This window comes from Corallincola holothuriorum (genome assembly GCF_003336225.1).
Classification (GTDB): domain Bacteria; phylum Pseudomonadota; class Gammaproteobacteria; order Enterobacterales; family Neiellaceae; genus Corallincola; species Corallincola holothuriorum.
The window spans coordinates 247,977-271,636 of record NZ_QPID01000005.1; the positions used below are offsets into that span (position 1 = coordinate 247,977).

General features: G+C 50.7%; 17 protein-coding genes and 3 tRNA genes. 9 read left to right on the plus strand and 11 right to left on the minus strand.

What is annotated here, in order from left to right:
• Positions 1–7 precede the first annotated feature (7 nt).
• Both pbpC and DU002_RS10285 read right to left on the minus strand, forming a co-directional pair.
• Positions 8–2,290 carry a penicillin-binding protein 1C gene (gene pbpC / locus DU002_RS10280; RefSeq protein WP_199405213.1) on the minus strand — a complete coding sequence of 761 codons (2,283 nt, stop codon included), beginning with the start codon at positions 2,288–2,290 and terminating at the stop codon, positions 8–10.
• Positions 2,287–7,173 carry an alpha-2-macroglobulin family protein gene (locus DU002_RS10285; RefSeq protein WP_158538025.1) on the minus strand — a complete coding sequence of 1,629 codons (4,887 nt, stop codon included), beginning with the start codon at positions 7,171–7,173 and terminating at the stop codon, positions 2,287–2,289. Before DU002_RS10285 ends, pbpC begins: the two co-directional genes overlap by 4 nt.
• A gap of 383 nt (positions 7,174–7,556) precedes the next feature.
• On the opposite strand from DU002_RS10285, the gene DU002_RS10290 reads away from it, so the two are divergent.
• Both DU002_RS10290 and DU002_RS10295 read left to right on the plus strand, forming a co-directional pair.
• Positions 7,557–9,977 carry an EAL domain-containing protein gene (locus tag DU002_RS10290; RefSeq protein WP_114338292.1) on the plus strand — a complete coding sequence of 807 codons (2,421 nt, stop codon included), beginning with the start codon at positions 7,557–7,559 and terminating at the stop codon, positions 9,975–9,977.
• Positions 9,978–10,093: 116 nt separating this feature from the next.
• On the plus strand, positions 10,094–11,665 hold the full coding sequence (locus DU002_RS10295) for a phospholipase D family protein (RefSeq protein WP_114338293.1): 1,572 nt from the start codon (positions 10,094–10,096) through the stop codon (positions 11,663–11,665).
• Between the two features lie 60 nt (positions 11,666–11,725).
• Here DU002_RS10295 and DU002_RS10300 read toward each other — a convergent pair whose 3' ends face one another.
• The 3 genes from DU002_RS10300 to DU002_RS10310 all read right to left on the minus strand — a co-directional run bounded on the left by DU002_RS10300 (position 11,726) and on the right by DU002_RS10310 (position 13,081).
• Entirely contained in the window at positions 11,726–12,739 is a 1,014-nt protein-coding gene (locus tag DU002_RS10300; protein ID WP_114338294.1) for a gluconeogenesis factor YvcK family protein, read from the minus strand.
• Positions 12,740–12,915: 176 nt separating this feature from the next.
• A tRNA-Leu gene (locus DU002_RS10305) sits at positions 12,916–13,002 on the minus strand.
• Positions 13,003–13,005: 3 nt separating this feature from the next.
• Positions 13,006–13,081: transfer RNA gene (locus DU002_RS10310), tRNA-Phe, on the minus strand.
• 564 nt (positions 13,082–13,645) lie between these two features.
• Here DU002_RS10310 and DU002_RS10315 point away from each other — a divergent pair.
• The 5 genes from DU002_RS10315 (at position 13,646) to DU002_RS10335 (ending at position 16,056) form a co-directional block, all read left to right on the plus strand.
• Positions 13,646–13,981, plus strand: a complete 336-nt coding sequence (locus tag DU002_RS10315; RefSeq protein ID WP_114338295.1) for a hypothetical protein — start codon at positions 13,646–13,648, stop codon at positions 13,979–13,981.
• On the plus strand, positions 13,963–14,484 hold the full coding sequence (locus DU002_RS10320) for an SMI1/KNR4 family protein (RefSeq protein WP_233496472.1): 522 nt from the start codon (positions 13,963–13,965) through the stop codon (positions 14,482–14,484). The genes DU002_RS10315 and DU002_RS10320 overlap by 19 nt, the downstream gene beginning before the upstream one ends.
• Before the next feature lie 88 nt (positions 14,485–14,572).
• On the plus strand, positions 14,573–14,890 hold the full coding sequence (locus DU002_RS10325; RefSeq protein ID WP_199405214.1) for a hypothetical protein: 318 nt from the start codon (positions 14,573–14,575) through the stop codon (positions 14,888–14,890).
• 109 nt (positions 14,891–14,999) lie between these two features.
• Positions 15,000–15,485 carry a hypothetical protein gene (locus tag DU002_RS10330; RefSeq protein WP_147271827.1) on the plus strand — a complete coding sequence of 162 codons (486 nt, stop codon included), beginning with the start codon at positions 15,000–15,002 and terminating at the stop codon, positions 15,483–15,485.
• Between the two features lie 136 nt (positions 15,486–15,621).
• Positions 15,622–16,056, plus strand: a complete 435-nt coding sequence (locus DU002_RS10335) for a hypothetical protein (RefSeq protein ID WP_114338297.1) — start codon at positions 15,622–15,624, stop codon at positions 16,054–16,056.
• 92 nt (positions 16,057–16,148) lie between these two features.
• Here the strand turns inward: DU002_RS10335 and DU002_RS10340 are convergent, their stop codons facing one another.
• From DU002_RS10340 to DU002_RS10355, 4 genes are all read right to left on the minus strand, one after another.
• A complete protein-coding gene (locus DU002_RS10340) occupies positions 16,149–16,793 on the minus strand; it encodes a protein-tyrosine phosphatase family protein (protein WP_114338298.1) in 645 nt (214 codons plus the stop codon).
• A 263-nt stretch (positions 16,794–17,056) separates the two neighbouring features.
• Positions 17,057–17,132, minus strand: a tRNA-Thr gene (locus DU002_RS10345).
• 319 nt (positions 17,133–17,451) lie between these two features.
• Positions 17,452–18,810 (minus strand): (Fe-S)-binding protein, encoded by a 1,359-nt coding sequence (locus DU002_RS10350; protein WP_114338299.1) that lies wholly within the window; start codon positions 18,808–18,810, stop codon positions 17,452–17,454.
• A gap of 210 nt (positions 18,811–19,020) precedes the next feature.
• On the minus strand, positions 19,021–20,142 hold the full coding sequence (locus DU002_RS10355; RefSeq protein WP_114338300.1) for an S-(hydroxymethyl)glutathione dehydrogenase/class III alcohol dehydrogenase: 1,122 nt from the start codon (positions 20,140–20,142) through the stop codon (positions 19,021–19,023).
• A 222-nt stretch (positions 20,143–20,364) separates the two neighbouring features.
• On the opposite strand from DU002_RS10355, the gene DU002_RS10360 reads away from it, so the two are divergent.
• Positions 20,365–21,495, plus strand: coding sequence for a M14 family metallopeptidase (locus tag DU002_RS10360; protein ID WP_114338301.1), 1,131 nt, complete (start codon positions 20,365–20,367; stop codon positions 21,493–21,495).
• Between the two features lie 15 nt (positions 21,496–21,510).
• The gene (locus DU002_RS10365) at positions 21,511–22,077 is read left to right on the plus strand and encodes a DUF4136 domain-containing protein (protein WP_114338302.1); all 567 of its coding nucleotides are present in this window, start codon (positions 21,511–21,513) and stop codon (positions 22,075–22,077) included.
• Positions 22,078–22,122: 45 nt separating this feature from the next.
• Here the strand turns inward: DU002_RS10365 and DU002_RS10370 are convergent, their stop codons facing one another.
• Both DU002_RS10370 and DU002_RS10375 read right to left on the minus strand, forming a co-directional pair.
• Positions 22,123–22,890: a substrate-binding periplasmic protein gene (locus tag DU002_RS10370; RefSeq protein WP_158538026.1), complete on the minus strand. Its 768-nt coding sequence runs from the start codon at positions 22,888–22,890 to the stop codon at positions 22,123–22,125.
• A gap of 88 nt (positions 22,891–22,978) precedes the next feature.
• On the minus strand, positions 22,979–23,593 hold the full coding sequence (locus DU002_RS10375) for a glutathione S-transferase family protein (protein ID WP_114338304.1): 615 nt from the start codon (positions 23,591–23,593) through the stop codon (positions 22,979–22,981).
• Positions 23,594–23,660 lie beyond the last annotated feature (67 nt).

Consider the following 23,660-nt stretch of genomic DNA (forward strand, 5'->3'; position numbering starts at 1 on the left):
TTCCGCTTTATTTCAACTCAAACTCCACTAAATCACTGTTCCCCAAATTATCACTGACCAAGAGTTGATATCTGCCTGGTGCGCTGACAGAAAAGCGCTGGAGTTGGTTATTGCTTTGGCCGAGCAATTCGCCATCGAGATACCAATACTTGATGTTGCCGCCGCCCATTACTTTGGCAGTGATTGCTACGCTGCTTTGTGTTGGCGGCAGTAAGTAGCGCGAGCCTTGTCTTGGTGTGACGACAAACAGTGGTCGCGCAACAGGCTGATTATCGCAACCATGCATCGGCAGTTGTTGATGGCGACGTTGTGACTTGGCGACCCAAGGCTCTGCCAACAGCGGCCATAGTGCGATCTTGACCTGTTGTACTGCATCATCACAGCGTTGCAGCGTGGGCGTGCCCTCTGCCGTCAACCAGACGCTTTGCATCAAGCTGCCGTTTTCACCCTCCGCGGCCAGTAAAGTTGCGGGCTCCTGATCGCCCAGTAGCCATGCCTGGTGTTGCTCTTGGCACAGCTCAGGGGGCGTTTGTAGTGCGCGCTTACCCAAAGGCCAGCAGATGGTTGTGTCGATAACCCCCGGCGGTGCTGCCGGCGGAGGGGTATTGTCGGCCAATAGGTTCGCTAACATCAGGAGTAGCGGTGTTGCTGTACGTGCGCCGAAGTGCCCCGGCATGGAGGTGCCATCGGGACGACCGATCCAGACACCAATCGTATATTTGGGCGATACGCCAACCGCCCACATATCTCGATGGCCATGGCTTGTGCCGGTCTTCCAGGCCAGGTTGTTACGCCGCCCCGTGACATTCTCATCGAACGGTTGGTCGGTACGACGTTGGTTACGTAATATCTCGTAAATCATCCAGGCGGCTTGCGGCGACATCAGCGGCCGCGTCGTGATCTTTTCATCCTTGAGATAGGAGATACGGGCTAGCTGGCCGTCATTCATCAGGCTGGCATACAGCGCCACCAGCTGTTCCAGATTGGTACTGGCCGCACCTAGGGCTATCGGTAGTCCGGGGGTATCACTGAGGCGGAACTTAGCGCCGGCATTGACCATCCGGGTATAGAACTGTTTTGGCCCGAGGTGAGCGAGCAGCTCCACCGCGGGCACGTTGAGCGATCGGGTTAACGCATCTGCAGCGGTGATGGGGCCCTGAAACTTGCCACTGAAATTCGCTGGCCGGTAGTCACTGAAAAAGCGCGGTGCATCGACCAGCAGTGATGCTGAGTGGATCAGTCCTTGATCGATGGCTAAGCCATAAATAAAGGGCTTTAGCGTTGAGCCGGGGGAGCGCACCGCCTGCGCCATATCGACATAGCCTAAACGTTGGCGCGAGCCAAATTCGCCGCTGCCTAGATAACCAATGGGGCGTTGGCTTTGGTTGTCTAACACCATGATGGCTAAGCCAGTATGCAGCGGATATTGGCTTAAATAGTCCGTTGCCAGTTGCTGCAGTGCTTGTTGCAGTGGTTTCTGCAGACTGCTTTGCAGGAGTGGTTGATTGGGATATTGCGACACCAGCCGACGTGCTAACAGCGGCGCTAACATGGGGCGGTAGTGATGTTGGGCGATCACCGGCTCTAGGGCAACATCTGTCAGCGCTGTGGTTGGCCAGATCCCACCGTCGACTAAGCGCTTCACCAACTTGTCGCGGGCTTGTCGTGCTCTTTGTGGGTAACGGTCAGGACGAAAGCGACTGGGCGCTTGCGGCATAATCGCCAGCAGTGCTGCTTCAGCTTGACTGAGTTGTGCAGCGGATTTGCCAAAATAGGCGTGACTCGCCGCTTCAACCCCTTCAATGGGGCCGCCAAATGGTGCCAGATTGAGGTAAAGCGTGAGGATTTCCTGTTTTGAGTAGTGCCATTCCAGCTGCAAGCTGCGTGCTATTTGTTGCAGTTTTCCCAACGGTGTTCGACGGTGGGGGGACAACAGGCGGGCCACTTGCATGGTCAGGGTAGAGCCGCCAGAAACGATGCGACCATGACGTAGCCACTGCCAGCCAGCACGCACCAATGCATAGGGGTTAACCCCAGGGTGCCAGTAGAAGAACTTATCTTCGTAGTGCAGCAGTGCCGTTAGATAGTTCGCGCTGACCTGTGCCGGTGTGGTTGGCTGGCGCCAGATACCTTGTTTATCGGCAAACGCACGCAGTGGCTGCCCATCGGCGGCCACAACGACTTGAGAGAAGCGTTTTTCCTGATAAGGCGCTGGCAGCGGAAAAAGTCTGTCTAAAAGCCACAGACTTACCGCTGTACAAATCAGCGCAATGGCAAACCGTTTCTTCACCGAGGCAAGACGGTCAGCTTATTACGGGTGTCACTGATGGCACGCAAGTTAGGCCGATACATATCTTCGAGGTAGCTAGGTGGCACACGATAGGTACCCGGCGTCACAGCTCGCATCAGGTAAACCAGCACCTGCTCGCCACGACCATAAAGATCAATGGCACCGACGTAGCGATCATCTCGGTACTCTTGATGTTTAACATAGCCACTCCAGCCCTCATGCCATGCTGGTTGGTTGTCAATCTGCAGATCAGATAACTGGATGCTGTGAGTCAGGTTGGGGTTTTCCAGTTCAAAGCCTGCTGGTAACGCATCTACCACCAATGCATCCGGTGTCCGTTGTGATGCTGACAGAGTCAGGCGCACAATAACCAGATCACCGACTTTAATGTTGTCGAAGTTCAGCGGCTTACCTTCGCGATCATAATAGCGTCTGGATACTGCCATACCATCGCTCACCGGTTTCGGTTTGCGGGTCGGGTAGCCAACGCTGGTCAGGTCGAGGTAAACACTGTCTGCGCCTTGAGTCGTGACACTCAGACTCGGCATTTTGCCCTGCCAAAGTTGCGTGTATTGCGAGGTTTGCTGTAAGCGGTGCGCTTGACCTGCCAGCTTCATGGTGGCGCGCCAATCTTTTTCTACGTCCAATTGCAGCGCCAATTGTAATAGCGCGGCACGGTCTTGAGTGCTTAGCCAGCGTTGGCGGGTAAGTTGGTCGGCCAGATCCAACAAGCCGTCATTCTGTTGTGCAGGGGCTAGCCCATGTTCAGCTAACAGCGCCAGCACAATCGCATTGTCGCGTAGGGGGGAGCCGTAGTCTGCCAGATATTTATTCTCTTCCCGGCGCAGAGTCTGTGACAGTGCTAATGCCTCTGTACTGCGTTGCTCGTCGCCCAGTAGCTTGAACGCTATGCCTAAATGCACCAATGGCAGCGGCGATTCGGCAAAGCTCTTCGAACGGTCAAACAGAGTTCTCAAGGTGCCGAGAGAGGCTTGCTGTTGTGTCGCCAACAGGTAAGCGGCATAAGCCTGATAAGCCAGTCGCGTATGGTTGGGGGCCTCGGAATAGTGGCTGCTTAACATCTCACTGCGCAGGTAGTGCTGCAACCTGTCTTTCGCCGCAGTTAGTGCCTTGCTTGGTACCTGATAGCCGTTATCTTTGGCGGTTAACAGGAAGTCGGTGGCGTAGACGGTTAGCCAAGGCTCTTCTGTGCCATGATTGTCCCACAGGGCAAAGCTGCCATTTCCTTTTTGTTTCGCTAATAGCTGGGTGATTGCTGCGTCAATGGCTTGCTGCGGATCCAGACCATCGGGCAGGGTGAGGTTAAGTTTGGCGCGGCTGTGACTGTTAGTGGCCAATAGCGGCCAGCCGCGGCTGGTGGTTTGTTCCAGACAGCCATAAGGGTATTGCAACAGGTGTTTGAACTGTTGATCCAGAGACAGTGGCGGCATGGCATCCAGCACCAGTTGGGTTTGCAGGGTCTCTGCATCTAACCCTTTTTGAAATTTGGAGCTCAGGGTAAAGGGGCGGTGGCGCACGACAAGCTTGCGCTCATTTCTGGTTTCCGCTGGATAGGCTGGACGCATCGGCACTTGCCAATGGCGAACAATGTTGAGCTCGTCGTTGCCAATCTCCATGGATATGTGGCTACTGCCGCTGCGTCCTTGAGCAATTACCGGCAATATCAGTGTTTGCTTTTGTTGTGGTTGCAGGGTGATCTGCTCTGGTAGTGCCTCTTTCAACAGTAGCAGTTTTTTATCGGTTTCTACTTTAATCGAAAGGGTTTGCTCGGTCTCCGTCATATTGCGGAGATCTAAGGCTAGCTGGCTTTGATCGCCATCAGCCAAGAAGCGGGGAGCACCGAGTTGCGCGACGATTGGTGCGGCGATCACCGAACTACTTTCACTGAGAGCGAACTGGCGATCACTAAACGCGAATGCCATCAGATGCAACTCACCGTTGAAGTCGGGCAGATCGAGTGGGATCTCGGCTTCGCCGTTGATATCAAAGCGCACCGGCCCTTGCCAGAGCGAGACGATCTGCACGTCGTTATTCAGCTCGCCACCACGCTTGAGCTCCGTTGCGTCGGCGTCACCGCCAAATCGAAGCGTGGCGTCGTGTCCGGTATAGCGATGGATCACTCGGCCATAGTTATCAAACAGGTCGATTTCAAAGCGCTTCTGGCCAAACAAACGGGCCAGGGGATCTTCTGGTGTGTAGTTACTGACATTGAGAGCACCTTGGTCGACAGCGGCGATCACTGCATAGGCGCTGCTGCCTTTCGCGTTGCCCAAGCTCAACTTGATTGGCAATTCGGTGAGTGGCAGTGCTTTTTCTGGTGCTTGCAGTGCCAACTCAAAACGGCGCTCGTCACGAGATAGCGGCAATGGGATCATGCCAAGAGCACGCATCGGTTTATCGGCGCTGACTTCGGCTTCTGGTTGTGCGATAAGCACTGATATGTGTAAGTCGTGGCGTTGCCAGGCGGGATCAATAGGTAATGAGACCTCGCGCTGAGCGCTATCCAGCGGCAGGCTTTGCCACCAAAGTAAGCGGTCGCTATTTTCGATGAGCACTAAGCCATAGCCGTCATAGGGTGCGTCAATCGAAAGCTCGGCGCTGTCACCGGCTTGATAACTGGCTTTGTCCAGAGACAATTTCACCATATCAGGTCTGAGATTTTCTACCTGCTGGTAGCCCCAATGACCAATACTGAACTTAATACTACTGGTGTGTTGCTGGCTGTTGGTGACTTCAAGCAGATACTCACCCGCACTGAGCGGGGGAGCAAAGCGTGTGGGCTTGTCGCTGTCGAGATTTAACCGTGTTTCGAGTTCGATGTAGGGGCGAGCCGTGTTGTCATAGTACCAACCGCTGCCTTCATCATAGCGCCAGAAATAGTCCCGATTTTCATTGGTCAGGGTGATCTGCACTTCACCGCTGATCGGGGTGCCTGCAGCATCCAAATTTAGCAGAGAGAAAGCGGCTGGTTTGCCGTCGGCGTGGTTGTCAGGATCAAATTCCATCGCGATGCCTGGCCATTGCTCCTCTTTCTCCCAGAGGGTTTTCTGCTGACGTCGGTTGATTGCCCGGCCGCCCTCTTCATAGACGCTGACCAGGTATTGAAAGCTCAGTGGGCCTTTGAGTTCACGCCACTCCGTTGCTTGCTGCGGAGTCACCTTTAATTCGCCTGTGCCGGCATCATTCAAGTTGATGCCGTTAAGGTAGATCCAACGTTCTCGCTGTTCATCGTCTGCCAGACCAACGGCAAACTTCTCCCACTGTGTATGGGGGTGACGCGCCAGACTGACGGTCAGCTCGGCCTCGACCAGATTGCCATCAGCGGGGGCACCATATAGGTAGTCAGCGGCTACTTTGAGGGTGTAGGCTTGGGTTGCTGAGACGATCTGTTGTTCCGTAGCATCATCCAGCTCCACTTTGATCCGTTCCGGCAGGAACTCTTCAATCAGTATGCTCTGTTGGCGAATGCTGCCTGCCGCGCTTTCTAGTCGCAGTAACCATTGCCCGGGCAGGGCGTCGGAAGGGATCTGATACTCAATATCAAATTCACCAAACTCAGAGGGTTGAGCCGTTTTTTCGAACGCTACCTGGCCATCGGGACGGGTAAGTTTGAGCTGCACTGACATGCCTGGAAGCACTCTGCCGTCGGCATCTCTCATCATCCCCAACATCTTGATCTGTTCGCCTGGACGATAAAGATCCCTTGGCGCAAACAGATAGAATTGCTGTGGCGTGTATGTGGTATCACCAAGTTTGAAGGCAGAAAGATCTAACGCCTGACGGCTGACTTCCAATGTGGCCAGCTGCTGATCTTTGGTGACAAGCACCAGCGCCGCTTTGTCATGGGCTGGAATATCGACACGACCATCGAGATCTGTCGCGCCGTCCCAAATCAGTTCTCCCTTGCGGTTGAGCAGTTCTACTTTTGCCTGGGAAATGGCGTTGCCGTTACTCAGAGATTGAGTGAACAAGGTGATATTGCTGCGATAACGTCGGGCATGCAGTCCAAGATCACTGACAGAGAAATAGGTGGTTTGATGGGCCCAACTGTAATCGCCCAAGGGGGTCATCACTGCAAAATAAACGCCTGCTTTTTGCAGCTCTGCACTGGACAACGGCAACAACACTGTTTGTCTGCGATTGGCTTCAGTGTTCAGTTTGAAACGTCCGCTATAGACGCGTTCTCCCTGTTGCGTCAACTCATTCAGTGCATAGTTATCCAGTGATGATGCTGGTGAATAGTAACTTAACAGCTGCGGCAGATAGCTTTGCGAAATACGGAAAAAATCGACATTCACTTCGTCGACATTGATGGCGGTTACCGGCAGTTTGGCCGACTGATTTAACGGCAATACCGAGCCATTGCTGCTAAAAGCTGCCCCGGCAGCTAATGGACGAGTTTTGATGGTTAAGGTTTGGGCTTCCTGTAAACTGGCACCGTTAATGGCGAGCAGACCCGCAGCCAGTTGTACTTTGTACTCTACTTCTGGCTCGACAAATGGCAGATACAGGGTTTTACCATCCTGGGATTGCAGCCAATTTTGGTTGACCAGCGTCTCCTTTATCGACGCTTTCAGCCATTTGTTCCAATCATCCTGTGGCGTGAGGGGAACAGAAAAAGTGAGTGCTAAAGCGGGGCCATCAAGTACACTACGTTGACCCGACTGGAGCAGCGTGAGTGCTTTCCCTTGATAAAAGCTTTCCTGCTCCGCCAGTAGATCTTCATCTGGGCCGATTGCGTTGACAGCAGGAGTGAGTGCGGCACCCTGTGCCGCTGTTGTACTCGTTTCACTTGGGGAGTCGCAGGCTGTTAAAATCAGCCAAGCAAAAAATAATACAAAAAGGTTGCGAGAGTTAAACATGACCGCTGAATTCTCCATCTTCTGGTCTCGAGGCGCAGCATAACTAAGCTGCCAAGTGAGAACCAGCTTGATAGGTTAAAGGATTGAGATCCGGCACGAAAAACGACGGACTATGGGGATTGTATATGAAGTTAGTCTGGATTGCTTAAGTGAGGAGTTACTAACTTCAAGGTGAGACTTGGCGCACGAATTGGTAATCTCTCGGTTGTTTGAAAGTGTGTCAATAACGCATTTTTGTGAGATGGAGAGGCATTGTCACGGCAGTCCTTGGTAAAGTGTCAGCTAATTTGTTAATGGACAACTAACGCTGGACGAATTGCATGTATGCTGATGGTTGGCGTGCATCTCACCAATAATCTACGGAATATTTTGGTATTAAAAACATGAAGCTTTGGCAAAAACTTTTTCTGGGTTTAGTCGCTTGCATGCTTCTTGTGGTCAATCAAGGAATTGCAAGTGAATTGCCGCTTAACACGGTGCGGATTCACTATCACAGGGATGCGGGTGACTACGAGGGGTGGGGACTACACCTTTGGGGAGACGATTTGGCGTTAACCCATGTCGTATCTTGGCGTTTTCCTATGTTGATCAGCGGTCGTGATGACTTTGGTGTTTATTACGATGTCCCCGTCATCGATAAAGCCAAGGGCTTTGGATTTATTATTCACCGTGGAAAAGAGAAAAACGTTAAGCAGGATATGGTGCTTAATGTTGCTCGTGATGGCTTCGAGGTATGGCAGCTTCAAGGTGATCCAAGGTTATACAGCAGCGATCCTTTGATTGCTTTGGCCAAGGCCAAAGCAGATAAGGCCAAAGCAGATAAGCTCAAAGCAGAAAAAGCCAAAGCAGATAAGCTCAAAGCAGATAAGGCTAAAGCAGATAAGCTCAAAGCAGATAAGCTCAAAGCAGAAAAGGCCAAAGCAGATAAGCTCAAAGCAGAAAAGGCAGAAAAGGATCGAATCGCTGAGCAGCCGGTAGATGAAGGCCGAGTACTCTCTTTGTTGGAAACCTTGCGGAAAGACAATGAAGTGCGGGTGGCCGAGAAAGAGGCCAGCTTGCAGCGGTTACGCAAACAGTTGGCTGCGGAAAGTGCTGCGCGGAAAAAAGCTGAGAAAGCCTTGGCGGAAAGTCAGGGAGGCGTTGGCGAGACAAGTGGTGAATTGGCTGCTGAACTTGAGATAGCGCAGACCCGCGAGCGTGAACTGAATGAACGTGTGACGGCTTTGCAGACTGAGCTCAATAAGTTAATTCAGATCAGCAAACGCGCTGCGCCATTACAAGCGGCAGAAAGTAAGCAACGTTGGTTTGATTGGCTCAGTCACACCACGGTTATCCTGCTAACTATCATCTTGCTAGTGTTTGTGACCATCTATCGTCGCCAACGTGGCGAGCTGGTGAAAAAAATGCTGGCACAAAAAGCGGAGCTGGTATCGGCACAAGAAAAGATCTCCCGGGATACCGAAGAGCGCCAGCAAGTTGAGAATAAAATGATTGCCATGGCGGGCGTTGATGAACTGACCGGGCTCCCCAATCGCTCTATCTTCAACCGCTCGTTACAGCGCTCGGTGGCTAAGGCGAGCCGGTCTAATCGGAAAATGGCCTTGCTGTTTATCGACTTGGATCGCTTCAAACTGATCAATGACACCTTGGGTCATGACTATGGTGACCAAGTATTGAGAACCGTCTCTGAGCGATTCCGAGAGTGTATTCGGGAAGTTGATATGTTGGCTCGCCTAGGCGGGGACGAGTTTGTATTGATGATTGAGGACTTGGTTGATCCCAAATTCCTCGCCGGTGTGGCCACCAAAATGATCAGTGCGGCACAGCAGCCGTTCTTTATGGCTGGCCAGGAATATCATGTGACTGCCAGTATCGGTATCGCTACCTACCCGAAAGATGCGAAAGACGCATCGGCACTGCTCAAGCATGCAGATATCGCCATGTATCGAGCGAAAGATGCCGGGAAAAATACTTACCAGTTCTTTTCTGAACAGATGAATATTCACTCCCTGCAGCAGTTAGCACTCGAGTCGAGTTTGCGTAGCTCTATCGAGCGTGAAGAGCTATTGCTGCACTATCAGCCGATTGTCGATGCAAAGGTTGGCCGCATTACCGCGCTTGAGGCTCTATTGCGTTGGCAACATCCCGATATGGGCTTAGTGGGGCCAATGCAGTTTATTCCGATTGCTGAAGAGAGCGGGCTTATTGTGCCTATTGGCCATTGGGTCTTGCAGACGGCCTGTCAGCAGGGGCAAGCTTGGCATCAAGCCGGTTACGATATTGCCCTGACAGTGAATTTGTCGCCGCGGCAATTGATTGAGCCGGATATTGTGGCATCAATTGAAGATATCCTTAGTAAAACAGGGTTCCCAGCAGAGTACCTGACACTGGAGATCACCGAAGATTTGATGATGAGCAACCCTGAAGAAACAGTGGAGCGGATCGAAGATCTTCGTCAACTGGGGATTAAGTTTGCTGTGGACGACTTTGGTACCGGTTATTCATCGCTGAGCTACCTGAAGAAGTTCCCTATCGATACCTTGAAGGTCGATCGTAGTTTCTTGCAAGGGGTGCCCGATGACAGTGATGATTCCGCGATCACCTCGGCAATTGTCGCCATGGGCAAGAACCTGCGCTTGAACGTGATCGCTGAGGGGGTGGAAACCTCTGAACAGTGCGACTTCCTGCTTAAACAAGGCTGTCGTTTGATGCAGGGGTACGCATTTGCTAAGCCGCAACCAGCGGAAGAGGTTTCTAGTTTACTCGATGGCACGGTTGGAACTTTCCAAGTATTAGCCAGTTAAACAGAAAGCGGTGCAGGCATCTGGCATAGCACTCTATGCTTGGTGCCTGTGACTTATCTACTGCCCCCATGCTGCGTTTGTTGTTTTTCCTTATAGATTCTACACGGAGGTTCTCCATGGCTGTGATCCTGCATCTGTTCGCTTGTTGTGCTGTTTTCCTGCGCCGTCCTGTCACTGCAGTTACTCCCACCTCTATCTTGCTCTCTGGTTTACTCTGTCTGCTGGTTGTGCTGGTTGTGCCGGTCAAAGCCGAGGCCGAGCTACCAGTCATTGGCCTGACTGAACGCCTGCAGCCATTGCAGTCGCAGATGCAAAACTCCACCGGTGTTTATCTGTTGGAGTATGGCGAAGAAGCCTTAATGGGGCGTGCCTGGTTAACTGCCCATGCCGAGCGCAGCATCGATGTGCAGTATTTTATCTGGAGCAGTGACAATATCGGAACATTAGCGGCGGAAGCGTTACTCAGTGCGGCAGAGCGCGGTGTTAAAGTCAGGGTGCTGGTTGATGATCTGTTGATTGATGCAGACGATGTCACGCTGTTGTCATTGGAAGCGCATCCGAATGTCGAAGTGAAGATATATAACCCGCTGCACTCAGTGGGGGTGTCTGGTGTGAAACGTTTTCTGAATATCGCCTTGGGGTTCAGGCAGGTGAACCAGCGGATGCATGATAAAACAGCAACGTTTGATGGCGTGGTTGGCATCACTGGCGGGCGCAATATGGCCGACGAATACTACGACTTCGACCAGCAGTATAACTTTCGTGATCGCGATATTCTGTTAGTGGGGCATGCGGTTAAGCAGATGACAGGCAACTTTGAGCAGTTTTGGCAAAGTGATCTGTCTAAGCCGATCAGCGAACTTCTGCAACACTCCAAGCAACAACTAACCCAGCAGCAAGTGCATGAATTTCAGCAGCAACTGCACCTATATGCGCAGGACCCAGCCAACTTTGCGCCGGAGGTGCGGCAAGCACTGGCAGACTTACCCAGACGCTTTAGCGAGTTGGTCGATGCGCTGGTGTGGACTGAGGTGAAATTTGTTCACGATATGCCGGGGAAAAACAGCGGTAAAGAGGGGCTGAAAGGCGGTGGTCGTTCAACGGACTCCTTGGTGCAAGTGCTGGCCAGTGCGAAACGTACAATCACTATTCAGTCGCCCTATCTGATTCTGCCAGAAGGGGGGATGGATTTCTTTGCTGACAAAATAGCCCAAGGGGTGAAAGTAAAAATTGTCACTAATTCTCTGGCGTCAACGGATAACCTTCCAGCCTTTAGCGGTTACGCAAAAATACGGGAAGATCTACTGGCGATTGGCGTTGAACTCTACGAATTTAGGCCGCACCCACTATCGCAGCGCACCCTGATGGCAAGGTACCCGCAAGTGCAGGGCGCGGGGCGTGAGCCGATATTTGCTTTGCACGCAAAAAGCTTCGTGGTGGACGGCCAGCTGGCGTATGTTGGCACGTTTAATCTTGATCCGCGTTCGGCAAACTTGAACACCGAAGTTGGGGCGCTATTTAACGAGCCCACCTTGTCGAGCCGTCTTGAGCAAAGCATTCTCAACGACATGCTGCCGGTGAATAGTTGGCGAGTAAGCAAGGGTGATAATCCAGATAAACACGCGTCGCTGGCCAAACGTGCCAAGCTCATGGGCTTTAAATTGTTGCCCCTGGATCCAATTCTTTAGTTGCCCTGTGCGACAGCTTTAAGGTGTGGTTTGCGAAGTGGCTAGCGAGTTAACTGCCGATTAAGCAGCTAACAACCGTGATAGCGCAGCGGCCAGCTTACCGCTGTCATGACGGGCGATGTCAGCTTGGCTGTCTACCAGATCGTAGTTGTGTAAACGATAACGTTGCGCACACTCAGCGATATCCTTAAAACGAACAAAGGTGCTTTTCTGCGCCGCATATCGGCTCAGGATCTTTTCCGGGGGGCGGCCTTCGTTATAGATGATCTCATCCAGTGGCCGTCCAACATAAGCTTCGACCTCACGAATGAAATCTTCCGCATGGTAACTGTCGGTTTCACCAAATTTGGTCATGATGTTGGTCAGATAACAGATCCGGGCACGACTGTTTTGCAGCGCCTCTTTTACCCCCGGTACCAATAAGTTAGGCACAATACTGGTATAGAGATCCCCTGGCCCAATCAGGATTATATGGGCATCTAAGATCTGTTGTAATACTGGAGGATTCACGGACACCTGATCGGTATGGTGCGGCACCAGAAATACTGAAGAGATCTTCTCTCGCTGATCTCCCCGTGGCAGGTCGATGGCGCTTTCACCAAAGACCCGATCGCCATTGGTCAGCTCTGCGACCAGTGTCGCCTTGTCTGTGGTGACAGGTAAAATGTCGCCTTTAACATCGAGAATTTCAGCCAGTGCTTTAATCCCCTCCTGAAACGAACCGGCATATTGGCCCAGCATGGTTAGCAGCATATTGCCTGCATTGTGTCCCATCAGTCGTTCACCGCTGCTGAAGCGTTTTAGCAACAGCTCTCGCGCCACTTCTCGCTGTGGTGATAACGCCAGAATGCACTTCAACACATCACCCGGCGGTAAGATGCCTAACTCATCGCGCAGCTTTCCGGTACTGCCGCCACTGTCGGTCATAGAGACCACCGCCGTGATCGCCACATTGGGCATATCACGTAAAGAGGAGAGCAGGGCATACTGGCCACTACCGCCACCGATCGTGACGATACGGGTTTGTGTGGCTTGTGGACTTTGCAGATTGTCTTGGCTGTCCAACTGACTCATGGAGAGGCTCCAACGGTTTCCGACGTTTGCTGGCACAACTATGGTGCAGTGTCATTAATGTGTAAAGCGATGACGACCGAACAGTGATACAGGCAACTAATGTTCGGTAACAGCACAGAAATATGTGAAATCAGGCATAAAAAAACCCGCTCGGTGAGCGGGTTTTTTTATAAATTTGGTGCAGATGGGGAGACTTGAACTCCCACGCCCGTGAAGGCACTAGCACCTGAAGCTAGCGTGTCTACCAATTCCACCACATCTGCAAGTGGTGCCCAGACCCGGAATCGAACCAGGGACACGGGGATTTTCAATCCCCTGCTCTACCGACTGAGCTATCTGGGCATATCTACATCACTTAAGGCTGGCTGCAAGCAGCGCTTACGCGGTAAGTGGGGCGCATTAAATAGATTTGCGCGGCAATTGTCAAGCCTGCAGGGGCTAACTTTTTGCTGTTTGTTCAAGCTTTGTTCGATTTACAGATCTCAGCGTGAAAATTGGCGCCATCGTCGTTCAGCGCCAGTAAGGGCATAGGGTGCACTAGTGCTGCTTTCAGCAAAATCTGACAGAAAATAAGCGGGCATCGATGAGGTGAATCGTGGTGGTGCAGGGGGTCAGCAGGCAAGCCTTATTGCGTCAGCGTATTTATGTAGAATCAAGTTCTTCTATTCTACTAGGCGGATCTGTTTAGTTAATTGATTTTGTTGCTTATTTAGTTTTTGCTTGTGTGCCGATAAGAACCCAGTAACACCGCATTCACCGCCACAGGTACGGGTGTAACCCCCCAACTGTGAGTTAACTAGTTGATAGAGCGAAAGTTAAGGACGTATATTGGTGAGATAGTTGATTGACGGATGCGCGACTTAGTGAGAATTCTGTCTAATACGCTGTTAAGGTTTCAGGAAGAAAATGAAAAGTATTCTAATAAAATTATTAGTGATTGGAACTCTAGTTCCCACAATGGCTCTAGCTCAAACATTAGCCCCAGAAGATATACAAGAGTACGATTCGCAAACAGGCATTGGCTGCATTAGTAAAGAGCCTGTGACTAAAAAAGCAGATTACTACCATATATGTAAGTCGAAGAAATCTGGAGAGGTAGCATGGAACGCAGCACTTTATCGTAGCAAAGTAGCTTGTTCTTCTGACGAAATGTCAGTGCATTTCAATATGTCGCCTTCGTTGCCAACAAAAGATGGAATTCACACTGCTCAAGTAGAGGTTACTTGTGGCAAAAAACCTTAACAAACGCATCTACGCTTGCCCCAGCAAAGCTGGTGCGGAACTCCGTTTCGGCGCTTCGCGCCTACACTGCGGCCCGTAATGCGGGCGTTAGAAGCTTCAAGGAAATCCAATTGGCCTTTGATCTCGAAGAAAAGTATTTGGCTCAGTTTGAGCTCCAGCTTGGCTTCAAACTACCCTCCAGCTATCGAGCTGCCATGGCAATTAACAACGGTGGCGAGTTGGTAGTTGGTGAAGAAGATTGGCAACTCTTTCCGATTTTGGACCAATCAGATCGTAAACGCATTGCCCGTACCTGCAATCATGTCCTGCGCGAAACTAATGAGGCGCGCGAGTGGCATGACTTCCCTGATAACGCAGTGGCTATTGCGAGTAATGGTTGTGGAGATCTCTTGATATTTCTGGTTGCGAATGAATCATTAAGCTCTGAGGTCTACGAGTGGAGTCATGAAACCAGGGAGTTAACAATGGTCTCCAAAGATTTCTCCGATTTGGAGCGCTTATAACAATGCTTACTAGCTCGTCGCTTCGCTCCTCAGGGACAAAGGCCACAGCGCGGCAAGCCGCTGACCTTTGCCCGTGGCGTTATTCACTATGAATGAGTCAGATATACTCGAACAGGTATTTTCAAGTAATTGGCCTACTAAAGAGAGTTTGGTCTTGTACGCATTAAAGCGGCATGGATTTGGTGGTGATGATGGCTTTTATGGAGTCACTTATCCTAATGACTTAGATGAGTACCAAATTGAAATAGAAGGCGAATTTATTCCCGATGGGTTCGTGGAAATTAATTATTGGGATGGTGAGCACAAAGAGATTCAAATTCCTGAGCGAAAGTACTTAGAAAGCTTAAAAGATTACCTAAGTAAAAATGGATATGAATTATTGGTGGACAAGTTGGCTAATGCATAACAAGAAAATGTTGCAAGTTGTCCCGCTCGAAACCGCTATCGCGGCGGGCCAAAGGACTCGCTCCTTCGTCGCTAGCCACAAATTTTGACGTTAGGTGTATGAGGGAAAATTGAATTATCGACGTGTAATCGCGCTACTGGTGTTACTTTTTGCTGGGTGTGGTTTTATGGGAAGTGAGAAGGAGGAGGAGTGGCTTTCTCAAAATTTGGATAGAATCTCTGAGGTAAAATCCGAAATTTTGAGTATGTCTGAACTTACTGTCGTCTATGTGCAGTCGGATATCGTAGACGGTTCATTTTTCCATAAGCCAACCAGCGAAGAAGTAGAGGCGTACAACGGGATTCGTGCCAAGCTTCACTCGCTTGGGATCTCGCGCGCAGAAGTAGATTTACGCTCAGGTGGTGTTGGATTTGTTACTTACGACTCTGGTGTATTTGGCGATATCTACCAGTCATTTGATTTCATTCCTGCGCCATCAAAATCAGTAAAGCTTACAACTCCAGAGGTTTGGAGTTGTAAGAAGCTAGATGTTGAATTGTGGTACGTATGCGAAGGAGTTGCTGCTAGTGATACACCTAACAAAGCAAGTCACTAACTCGTCGCTGCGCACCTCAAGGACAAAGGGCACTGCGCGGCTAGCCGCTGACCTTTGTCCGTGCTTACGGCGTTATGATTTTTGTCAGGCTTAAGCTGTAAGCTAATATTTTTCTTCAAGGGTTGGAAGAAATTCTATGACTAAATTTTTAGGTTCTCTTATGGGGATCTTGGCTGGAGTTGTTATACCTAGCCCTTGGCTGGTGATTGGGCATCCGAATTGGATCGGGCTTCTTGTTAGTGTTCAAAAAATAGTTGGGTTGTCTGGGCTAGCAGAGAAATCGTTCGTCATCTTCTGGGGTTATTTGCCATCAGTTGTATTCTTGGGGATGGTGTCAGGCATCATGATTGGTCGGTTAGGCCAGCTAAGGTGGTTTATATATAGTTTTTTAATAACCGTTATCTTTGTACGCTACGTCGTTCCAAGGCTGCCAATTGTCGAAACAGTGTTTCATGACGCTTTTAATGAGCTTGCGTTGTTGGGTACAACAATATCTTGTTCCATCTATATGGTTAGCTTTTTCATGGTTACTGTGTTTTTAAAAAGGTATGGCTGGGTTGTCAAATCTTAGCATCAAGTTTGAAGTGCAACAGTAACGATTAGTGTTGATTGAATACCTTTGCAGGTGTTTTTAGCCTAATCGCTTTTCGGACTAACATCAGGCTATTGACTAGAAAACTGATCACCCCAGCGCTTTCTATGATCACCCACATCATTCGCGGTTACGCCTCGTAAATCAGCTAACAGGGATTCTGACTTTGAAGAGTTAAATCCCATGTACCTTAAGAGCGCATAAGCGATCATGCCGGTACGATGGATCCCCGCAGAACAGTGAATGTAGATTTTGGCCTGTGCTTGCAGTGCACCTACGCAGTGGCTAAATAGTTCATTGATCGCTTCGATGCGATCTTGTGCTGGAGGCTCAGCCGATGGCAAGGGTAACCACAGCCACGTTAACCCCTGCTGCTCTGCTGCCCGCCCAATCTCTTTAGCGCCCTCTTTTTCAGACAGCAAGGTCATAATGTGGGTGACACCAGATGCTCGCATAGTTTTCAGCAGTTTCATTTTGGGTCGGTGGCCAATGGCTATGCCACCATGGGATAGCTCAAGCCAGTTTAAATCCACATCGTTACTTGGCGGGGGGGCGGTTTTTAGGCGACCAATCAGTGGGCCAAGCCGCTTTCTTGCCGCGAGGTCATCAGCCATCATCACTTTTGCGTCTGCAATTAATGCTTTATTCACAGCAGGGTCGTATGGACCAGTAGTCAGTTGTGCTTCAATCCTGCTAATCAGTTCATCTATTGCCACGGGTCTGTCTCGAGATTAGTTGTCGCGTTCTATTCATCTTACGTGCTCATTCAACAGACCGCACGCGACATATAGAACAGCAACACTCATCTAGCGTTAAGTTGGCTTCTGTGCTTTTAAGTGATTGATGGCTAAGGAAGTTGTGATGACACGTCCGCTTATCTTTGTGCGGTCGGTTTTCGTGAATTTCTGTTTTGCATCTATTTTTCATCAGACAAAGAAAAAAGGCTTAACCCTTTCGAGTTAAGCCTTTCTCTTAAATTTGGTGCCGGCTGCCGGAGTCGAACTGGCGACCTACTGATTACAAGTCAGTTGCTCTACCAACTGAGCTAAGCCGGCGGTGTGTATAGGGCATGAACGTTGCCGTTGACATCTCCCTCACCACGGCGCGAGATATTACTTATCTGGCCGTGGAGTGTCAACGCTTGTTTTGATACTTTTTTCATAAATCGGTCATTAATTTATGAATCGATTGAAATCTGTTCGTAATCGTCGCTATTAGCTGGTTTTCTAGTCGAATTCGCAGTCACTGATTTGCAATGGCTATCTTGCTATCACCTTCGCGTTAGCGGGCGAATAGCCTGAGATAACGGTTTTCGCTTGTCCGTCAGGCGATGGCGCGATGAGTTTCTTGTTTCGCGCGCTGCGCAAATAGCATCTACTCATCCTCTATCATCTCTGCCAGTACGTTGGCCAGGTGGCGGGGGCGGCGGCCAGTCATGGCATAGATTTGCTGGCCGCAGCCAAAGCCGTTACAGACTAGATCGGCTTCAGGTGCCGCAACTATTTTTGGTACCAGTGACAGGTTGGCCATTTGCTGGGATTGCGCAATATGCTCGCTTTCCAAGCCAAAGGTGCCACCCATGCCGCAGCAGCTCGACTTAATAAAGCTGACGTCTAAGTCGGGCAGTAAGCGCAGCGCTTTACGCATCGACCTCATTGCGCCGACCGCTTTTTGGTGGCAGTGACCGTGAACCAGTATGGGCGCATGTTGTTTGCCGCTATTAAAACTGAGGTTGAAACGCCCGTTGATCTTCTCCCGGGCAATAAACTCCTCCAGTAGTTGCGCTAGCTTAGCTGCTTTAGCTGCTATCTCGCCGAGTCCCAGCGCTTGGTATTCATCGCGCAGCATTAATAGGGTGGAGGGCTCCAAGCCTATGATCGGGCGCTGTTTCTCTATGTGGGGGCTGAGTGCTTGTAGCAGGCGCTTAGCTTGTTCGCGGGCTTCGGCGACCAGCCCTTGAGATAGCAAAGTTCGACCACTATCCAGTGGCGTTTCGTTGGCAGAGCTGCGTGGATCGATCAGCCACACTTTATAGCCTGCTTTGCGCAGCAACTTCAGCGCTGCTTCGCCCTGTTCTGGATTGAACAGCGTGGTAAAGCTGTCTAGCCATAACACCACCGAATGACTGAATCCTGCCCGAAAGGCGAGTGGCTCGTATACGGTACGGTTGGCAATAAACGGCCTAGTGGCAACCTCTGGTAGCGGCACGGAGGCGGCGATTTTTAGCCATTTGTCACCCAAATATGCCAGTAGACTGCTGCGGTTACGCCAACGGATCAGGTGACTTAACCAGGGATATTTGTGCAACAGGAAGGGGTGATAGGCGAAGAGGCGGTTGCGTAGAGACAGGCGCTGATTTTTTAGCTTTTGTGCGAGATATTCCGTCTTTATCAGTGCCATATCGAGGTTGTTTTCACACTCCCGTTGGCATCCCTTGCAAGCGACACATTGATCCATCGCGGCGTCGAGCGTTTTATCGCTAACTGGTGATTCGATGTCAGGCTGATTAAGTATCTGTTTTAGCAGTTTGACGCGTCCGCCGGGGGAGAGGTGTGGATCACTGCTGATGCGAAAGCTGGGGCACATCACGCCAGTTTGTTGCTGTTCACAAACTCCGCTGCGAATACATACCGATATGGCTTTAGCGAAGTCTCCCCCCTGTTTGGGGATGTCGGCGTAGGCATCGCCCATGCCTTGGTCACGATAGTTAGACCAATCCAGCTCACTCTTCATAAATACCTATCGACGTGTTGGCTATTAAGCTAAAAGAGTTAATACATCAAGAAGTGTGCCGAGGCTTATCTACTGAACTAGGGGGTTAGCAGGCTAAATATAGGGGAGCGGCTGGCAGAAAGCTGACAAAGGCAGGTGCAGCGTCGTAAGTGCCACATTCCTGCCGATGATATAAAGACCCGCTATTGCGGGTTCTTGTTGAGAGTAAGATCAGGGCTTATCAAACAGCAGCACGGAGCGGATGCTCTTACCCTCATGCATCAGATCGAAGGCGTGGTTAATCTCATCCAATGGCATGGTGTGGGTAACAAACACATCCAGTGGGAACTCGCCATTGAGGTAACGTTCGACATAGTCGGGCAGTTCGCTGCGCCCTTTGACACCGCCAAAGGCACTGCCGCGCCATACTCTGCCTGTGACCAGTTGAAACGGCCGGGTGGATATCTCCTGACCTGCACCGGCCACACCGATGATCACCGATTCGCCCCAACCTTTGTGGCAGCACTCTAATGCGGAGCGCATCAGGTCCACGTTACCAATACACTCGAACGAGAAGTCAACGCCACCGTCGGTCATCTCGACCAGCACTTCCTGTATCGTTGCCCCATGATCCTTCGGGTTGACGCAATCTGTGGCCCCCAACTGCTTCGCCAATTCGAATTTGCCAGGGTTGATATCCACCGCAATGATGCGTCCGGCGCCGGCGATCTGTGCGCCTAAGATCACGGATAGGCCAATACCGCCAAGGCCAAAGACGGCAACGGTGTCACCGGGCTGCACTTTGGCGGTATTGAGCACTGCACCAATGCCAGTGGTGACGCCGCAACCGAGTAGACAGGCTTTGTCTAGCGGTGCTGACTTATTAATCTTGGCGACCGCGATTTCGGGTACGACGGTGTACTCACTAAATGTCGATGTGCCCATATAGTGGAGCAGGGGTTGACCATCGAGGCTAAAGCGGCTGGTGCCATCCGGCATCAATCCTTGGCCTTGGGTAACACGTATTGCTTGGCAGAGGTTGGTTTTCCCTGACAGGCAGAATTTGCACTTGCCGCATTCAGGGGTGTAGAGCGGGATCACATGATCACCGACGCTAACACTGGTTACGCCTGCGCCTACCTCTTCTACAATGGCGCCACCTTCATGACCAAGAATAACGGGGAATAACCCCTCAGGATCATCGCCCGAAAGGGTAAATGCATCGGTGTGGCAGACGCCACTGGCGACCATGCGCAGTAATACTTCTCCCGCCTTTGGCGGCGCGACTTGCACGGTTTCAATGGTAAGCGGAGCGCCAGCTTTCCAGGCGACGGCGGCACGTGCATTAATCATCGGGAGTTCCTTATTCTTAGATTGTTCGACATTAACCATAGCTATAACTGTCACGGCTGGCTAACAAAAACGTTAGAGGTTTAATTACTCGTATAGACAATGAGATACGTATGATTTGTTATATTGGATTATTGTCAGTGCTGAGGTGAACTTCTCACCGAAGTTAACTGACTAACAAAAAGACAATAATAGGGTTGCTAACCCAAGCCAGAGAGAGAGTCGATGAAGATTTCCAGCCAGTTTGACGGTGGTAAGATCGAGGTCATTTCCTGCGAACGCGCAGATGATATTCAGTTAGCTATTCCAAAAGACAATCAGTCTGATTTTTACCAGTGGTTTTATTTTCGCTTAAGCGGTGCCGCTGAGCAGACTTGCCAGATTAAGTTAACTGATCTGGCGAAGTCAGCCTACCCCCCAGGTTGGCAAGGCTATCAGGCGGTGGCGTCTTACGATCGGGAATACTGGTTTCGTGTCGACAGTGAATTTGATGGTGACACGTTGACGATCAAACATACACCGTCGTTAAACTCCGTCTATTACGCCTATTTTGCGCCTTATTCTACTGAGCGTTGTGCGGACTTTATTGCCAGTTTGCAGCATTCACCGTTAGTGAGTACCGAGGTGCTCGGTCAGACTTTGGATGGTCAGGATATGGATCTGCTGACCATTGGTGAGCCAGGTGAAGGTAAGTTGACCTGTTGGGTCATTGGTCGCCAACACCCCGGTGAAACTATGGCCTCTTGGTGGATGGAAGGTTTTCTTGAGCGTTTATTGGATGAGTCAGATCCAGTGGCGCGTACGGTGCTAGATAAAGCGGTGTTTTATGTGGTACCGAATATGAATCCTGATGGTAGTCGTCGTGGTCATCTGCGGACGAACGCTTGTGGTGCCAATCTTAATCGTGAATGGCAGACGCCGACATTAGAGCGCAGCCCTGAAGTCTACTATGTACGTGCAAAGATGCAGCAGACGGGGGTGGACTTCTGTCTTGATGTTCATGGCGACGAGGCGTTGCCCTACAACTTTATCGCTGGTGCTGAGGGTAATCCGAGCTGGACGCCACGTCAGGCGGGGCTGCAGAAATCCTATATGGATGCGTTGGTGGTTGCGTCGCCAGATTTTCAAACTGAGCATGGCTATGAGATTGATGCGCCCGGCACTGCGGATCTGCGGATCTGTACCAACTATATGGCCGAGACGTTTGACTGCCTGGCGATGACCTTGGAGATGCCGTTTAAAGACACCATCGATACCCCTGATCATGATGAAGGGTGGTCGCCAGACCGTTGCCGCCGGTTAGGTGAAGCCAATCTTAGTGCCATACTCAAGGTGTTGCCGGAACTGGTTAGGTAGAAAAAAGGAGACTGCATGGCGAACCATCGATTTTTAAGCCCGCTGAAGTGGTTAGTCGGGCTGATATTAATGATGACCCTGTTTGCTTGTACCAGCAAACCGAGGACAGATGTGGACTACGACACCAGCTATGATTTTCTGCAGATGAAAACTTATGCTTGGTTGGCTCAGCCGCCGGAAGATGCGCAAACCACCAGTTTACATGCGTTGCGGGTGCAGGAGTCGGTGGATGCCGAGTTGTCACGTCGAGGGATGACCTTGGTTGATAGTGAGCAGGCCGATGTCTTGTTGGCGTATCACCTGGTGATTGATACCAAGTACAACGTGGATAATTATTACAGTCGTTGGGGGTATCGCAGCTATCACCGCGATCGTGTTGGTGGTTTTGGCGTTTCCAATACCCGTGTTCGAGAGTACCAGGTTGGCACCTTGCTGATCGATATGATTGATCCGGTAAAAAAGCAGGTGATCTGGCGTGGTTCTATGAGCAGTCGGGTGAAGAAAAACGTGGCGCCAGAAGAGCGTGATGTGATGATCCGCCAGAGTGTGGTTGATATTCTGGCACCGTTCCCACCGTTATAAATCGTCGTTTAACGACGCATTTCTCCAGCCGATAAAACCGGTGGCTTAGCGGCCGCCGGGTACTTCACCTGCATAATGGTTGATGATCCTGTCTATCTCACCACTTTCAGCCAGTTTATCTAACAAGCTAGCGAGCTGTTTGGTATCAAACTTCGATTTGGCTGAGAACATACAGTGCACCTGATGCTCGGAAATTTTCAATTGGTGTTGGGTGAACCTCTGTTCCCCCGAGCTGTGTACCAGATAATTGGTGGTTATATTGTCGGCGATAACATAGTCAACTTGTTGGTTGAGCAAGGCGGCAAAGTTGTCAGCATGTTTGGATGCATCACTACGTTGGATATTGTGTTGTTCAAACTGTGACTCCAGCGTGGGGTAGTGAAAGCCCCGTATGGTACCGACGCGGGTTAACGATAGATCGCCAATTTCATCCACTTTACGTTTGTCATCTGGTGGTCCGTATAGCCGATCCTGTTCTACGAAGAGTGGGCCGGACCAAACGAACCGCTCCGGTTGCTTGAACCATGCCGGATTGGCAATACAGTTCATATCCAGTTCGCCTGAATTCAGCTGGTTATCTAAATCGAGCCGGTTGACCTCTTTGAAGCTGACTTTGATATTGGCTTTTGCGGCCAGCGCGTCAGCGATATCTTTGATGATGCCGCTTTGCAGGGTACCGGTTGAAATGATCGCGTAGGGTGGCGCGTTGTGATAGCCATAACCCACAGTGAGGTTATTAGGCGTGGCGCTTAAAGCAGGAGACAATAAACCACAGGCTAAGACGCATTTAGATAACAGTCGAACTACAACCACGGTGGTGTCCTTTTTGCCGGAGTTATAAGAGATTGTTGCGACTGTTGTTGGAGATGGGAAAACAATCGCAACAGCAATAGACTCAATCTTATAGGTGACTTAGCTCCTTTTCTAGCGCTTTAGCCATGGTTGGCCTTGATTTTACCCGCTTTCGGTAGGCCGCTAGCTTGCTGGGCAAGCGCTGCTCCGATGTCATTGCCCAGTTCAGTGTGTGGGTGAGCAATATGTCGGCGATATGGAAGTCGTCGCCAAGCAGGTAGCCTTGTTCTGGCAGCCAAGCTTCCGCGGTTGCCAAGGCTTGTTCAAACTCCCAAACGGCTGTTTCTATCACCGCTTCATGGCGCAGATGTTCCGGCAGGGCAAATCTGTGTTTCGCCATTGTCCACAGCGGTTGCTCTAGTTCGTTGCCGATAAAATTTACCCATTGATGGTGTAGACCGGATGCATGCGAGCCTTTTTCTGGTAACAACTTGCCCGCCTTTTCAGCCAGATAGAGGCAAATAGCGGCAGACTCTGTGAGCACCAAGTCGCCATCAGCAAGGGCTGGAATTTTGCCGAAAGGGTTAATCGCTAAAAACTCAGCTTGTTTGTGTTGTGCTTTTTTCAGGTCTATCAGCTGATAACTGTAGGGGAGTTGGAGTTCTTCTAACGTCCAGGAGACGCGGAGTGAGCGGGTACGTGGGTAACCATAAAGCGTGATCATAGGTAACTTCCTTTTGGCCAATAGCTAAGCATATATCAAGTTATCCACCATCACAGGTTGTAATTGT

What these genes read in the sequence shown, in the direction of transcription:
- DU002_RS10285 (WP_158538025.1), bottom strand. Translation starts at nt 7,173, where the DNA reads ATGTTTAACTCTCGCAACCTTTTTGTATTATTTTTTGCTTGGCTGATT.
- DU002_RS10290 (WP_114338292.1), top strand. Translation starts at nt 7,557, where the DNA reads ATGAAGCTTTGGCAAAAACTTTTTCTGGGTTTAGTCGCTTGCATGCTT.
- DU002_RS10295 (WP_114338293.1), top strand. Translation starts at nt 10,094, where the DNA reads ATGGCTGTGATCCTGCATCTGTTCGCTTGTTGTGCTGTTTTCCTGCGC.
- DU002_RS10300 (WP_114338294.1), bottom strand. Translation starts at nt 12,739, where the DNA reads ATGAGTCAGTTGGACAGCCAAGACAATCTGCAAAGTCCACAAGCCACA.
- DU002_RS10315 (WP_114338295.1), top strand. Translation starts at nt 13,646, where the DNA reads ATGAAAAGTATTCTAATAAAATTATTAGTGATTGGAACTCTAGTTCCC.
- DU002_RS10325 (WP_199405214.1), top strand. Translation starts at nt 14,573, where the DNA reads ATGAATGAGTCAGATATACTCGAACAGGTATTTTCAAGTAATTGGCCT.
- DU002_RS10335 (WP_114338297.1), top strand. Translation starts at nt 15,622, where the DNA reads ATGACTAAATTTTTAGGTTCTCTTATGGGGATCTTGGCTGGAGTTGTT.
- DU002_RS10350 (WP_114338299.1), bottom strand. Translation starts at nt 18,810, where the DNA reads ATGAAGAGTGAGCTGGATTGGTCTAACTATCGTGACCAAGGCATGGGC.
- DU002_RS10355 (WP_114338300.1), bottom strand. Translation starts at nt 20,142, where the DNA reads ATGATTAATGCACGTGCCGCCGTCGCCTGGAAAGCTGGCGCTCCGCTT.
- DU002_RS10360 (WP_114338301.1), top strand. Translation starts at nt 20,365, where the DNA reads ATGAAGATTTCCAGCCAGTTTGACGGTGGTAAGATCGAGGTCATTTCC.
- DU002_RS10365 (WP_114338302.1), top strand. Translation starts at nt 21,511, where the DNA reads ATGGCGAACCATCGATTTTTAAGCCCGCTGAAGTGGTTAGTCGGGCTG.
- DU002_RS10375 (WP_114338304.1), bottom strand. Translation starts at nt 23,593, where the DNA reads ATGATCACGCTTTATGGTTACCCACGTACCCGCTCACTCCGCGTCTCC.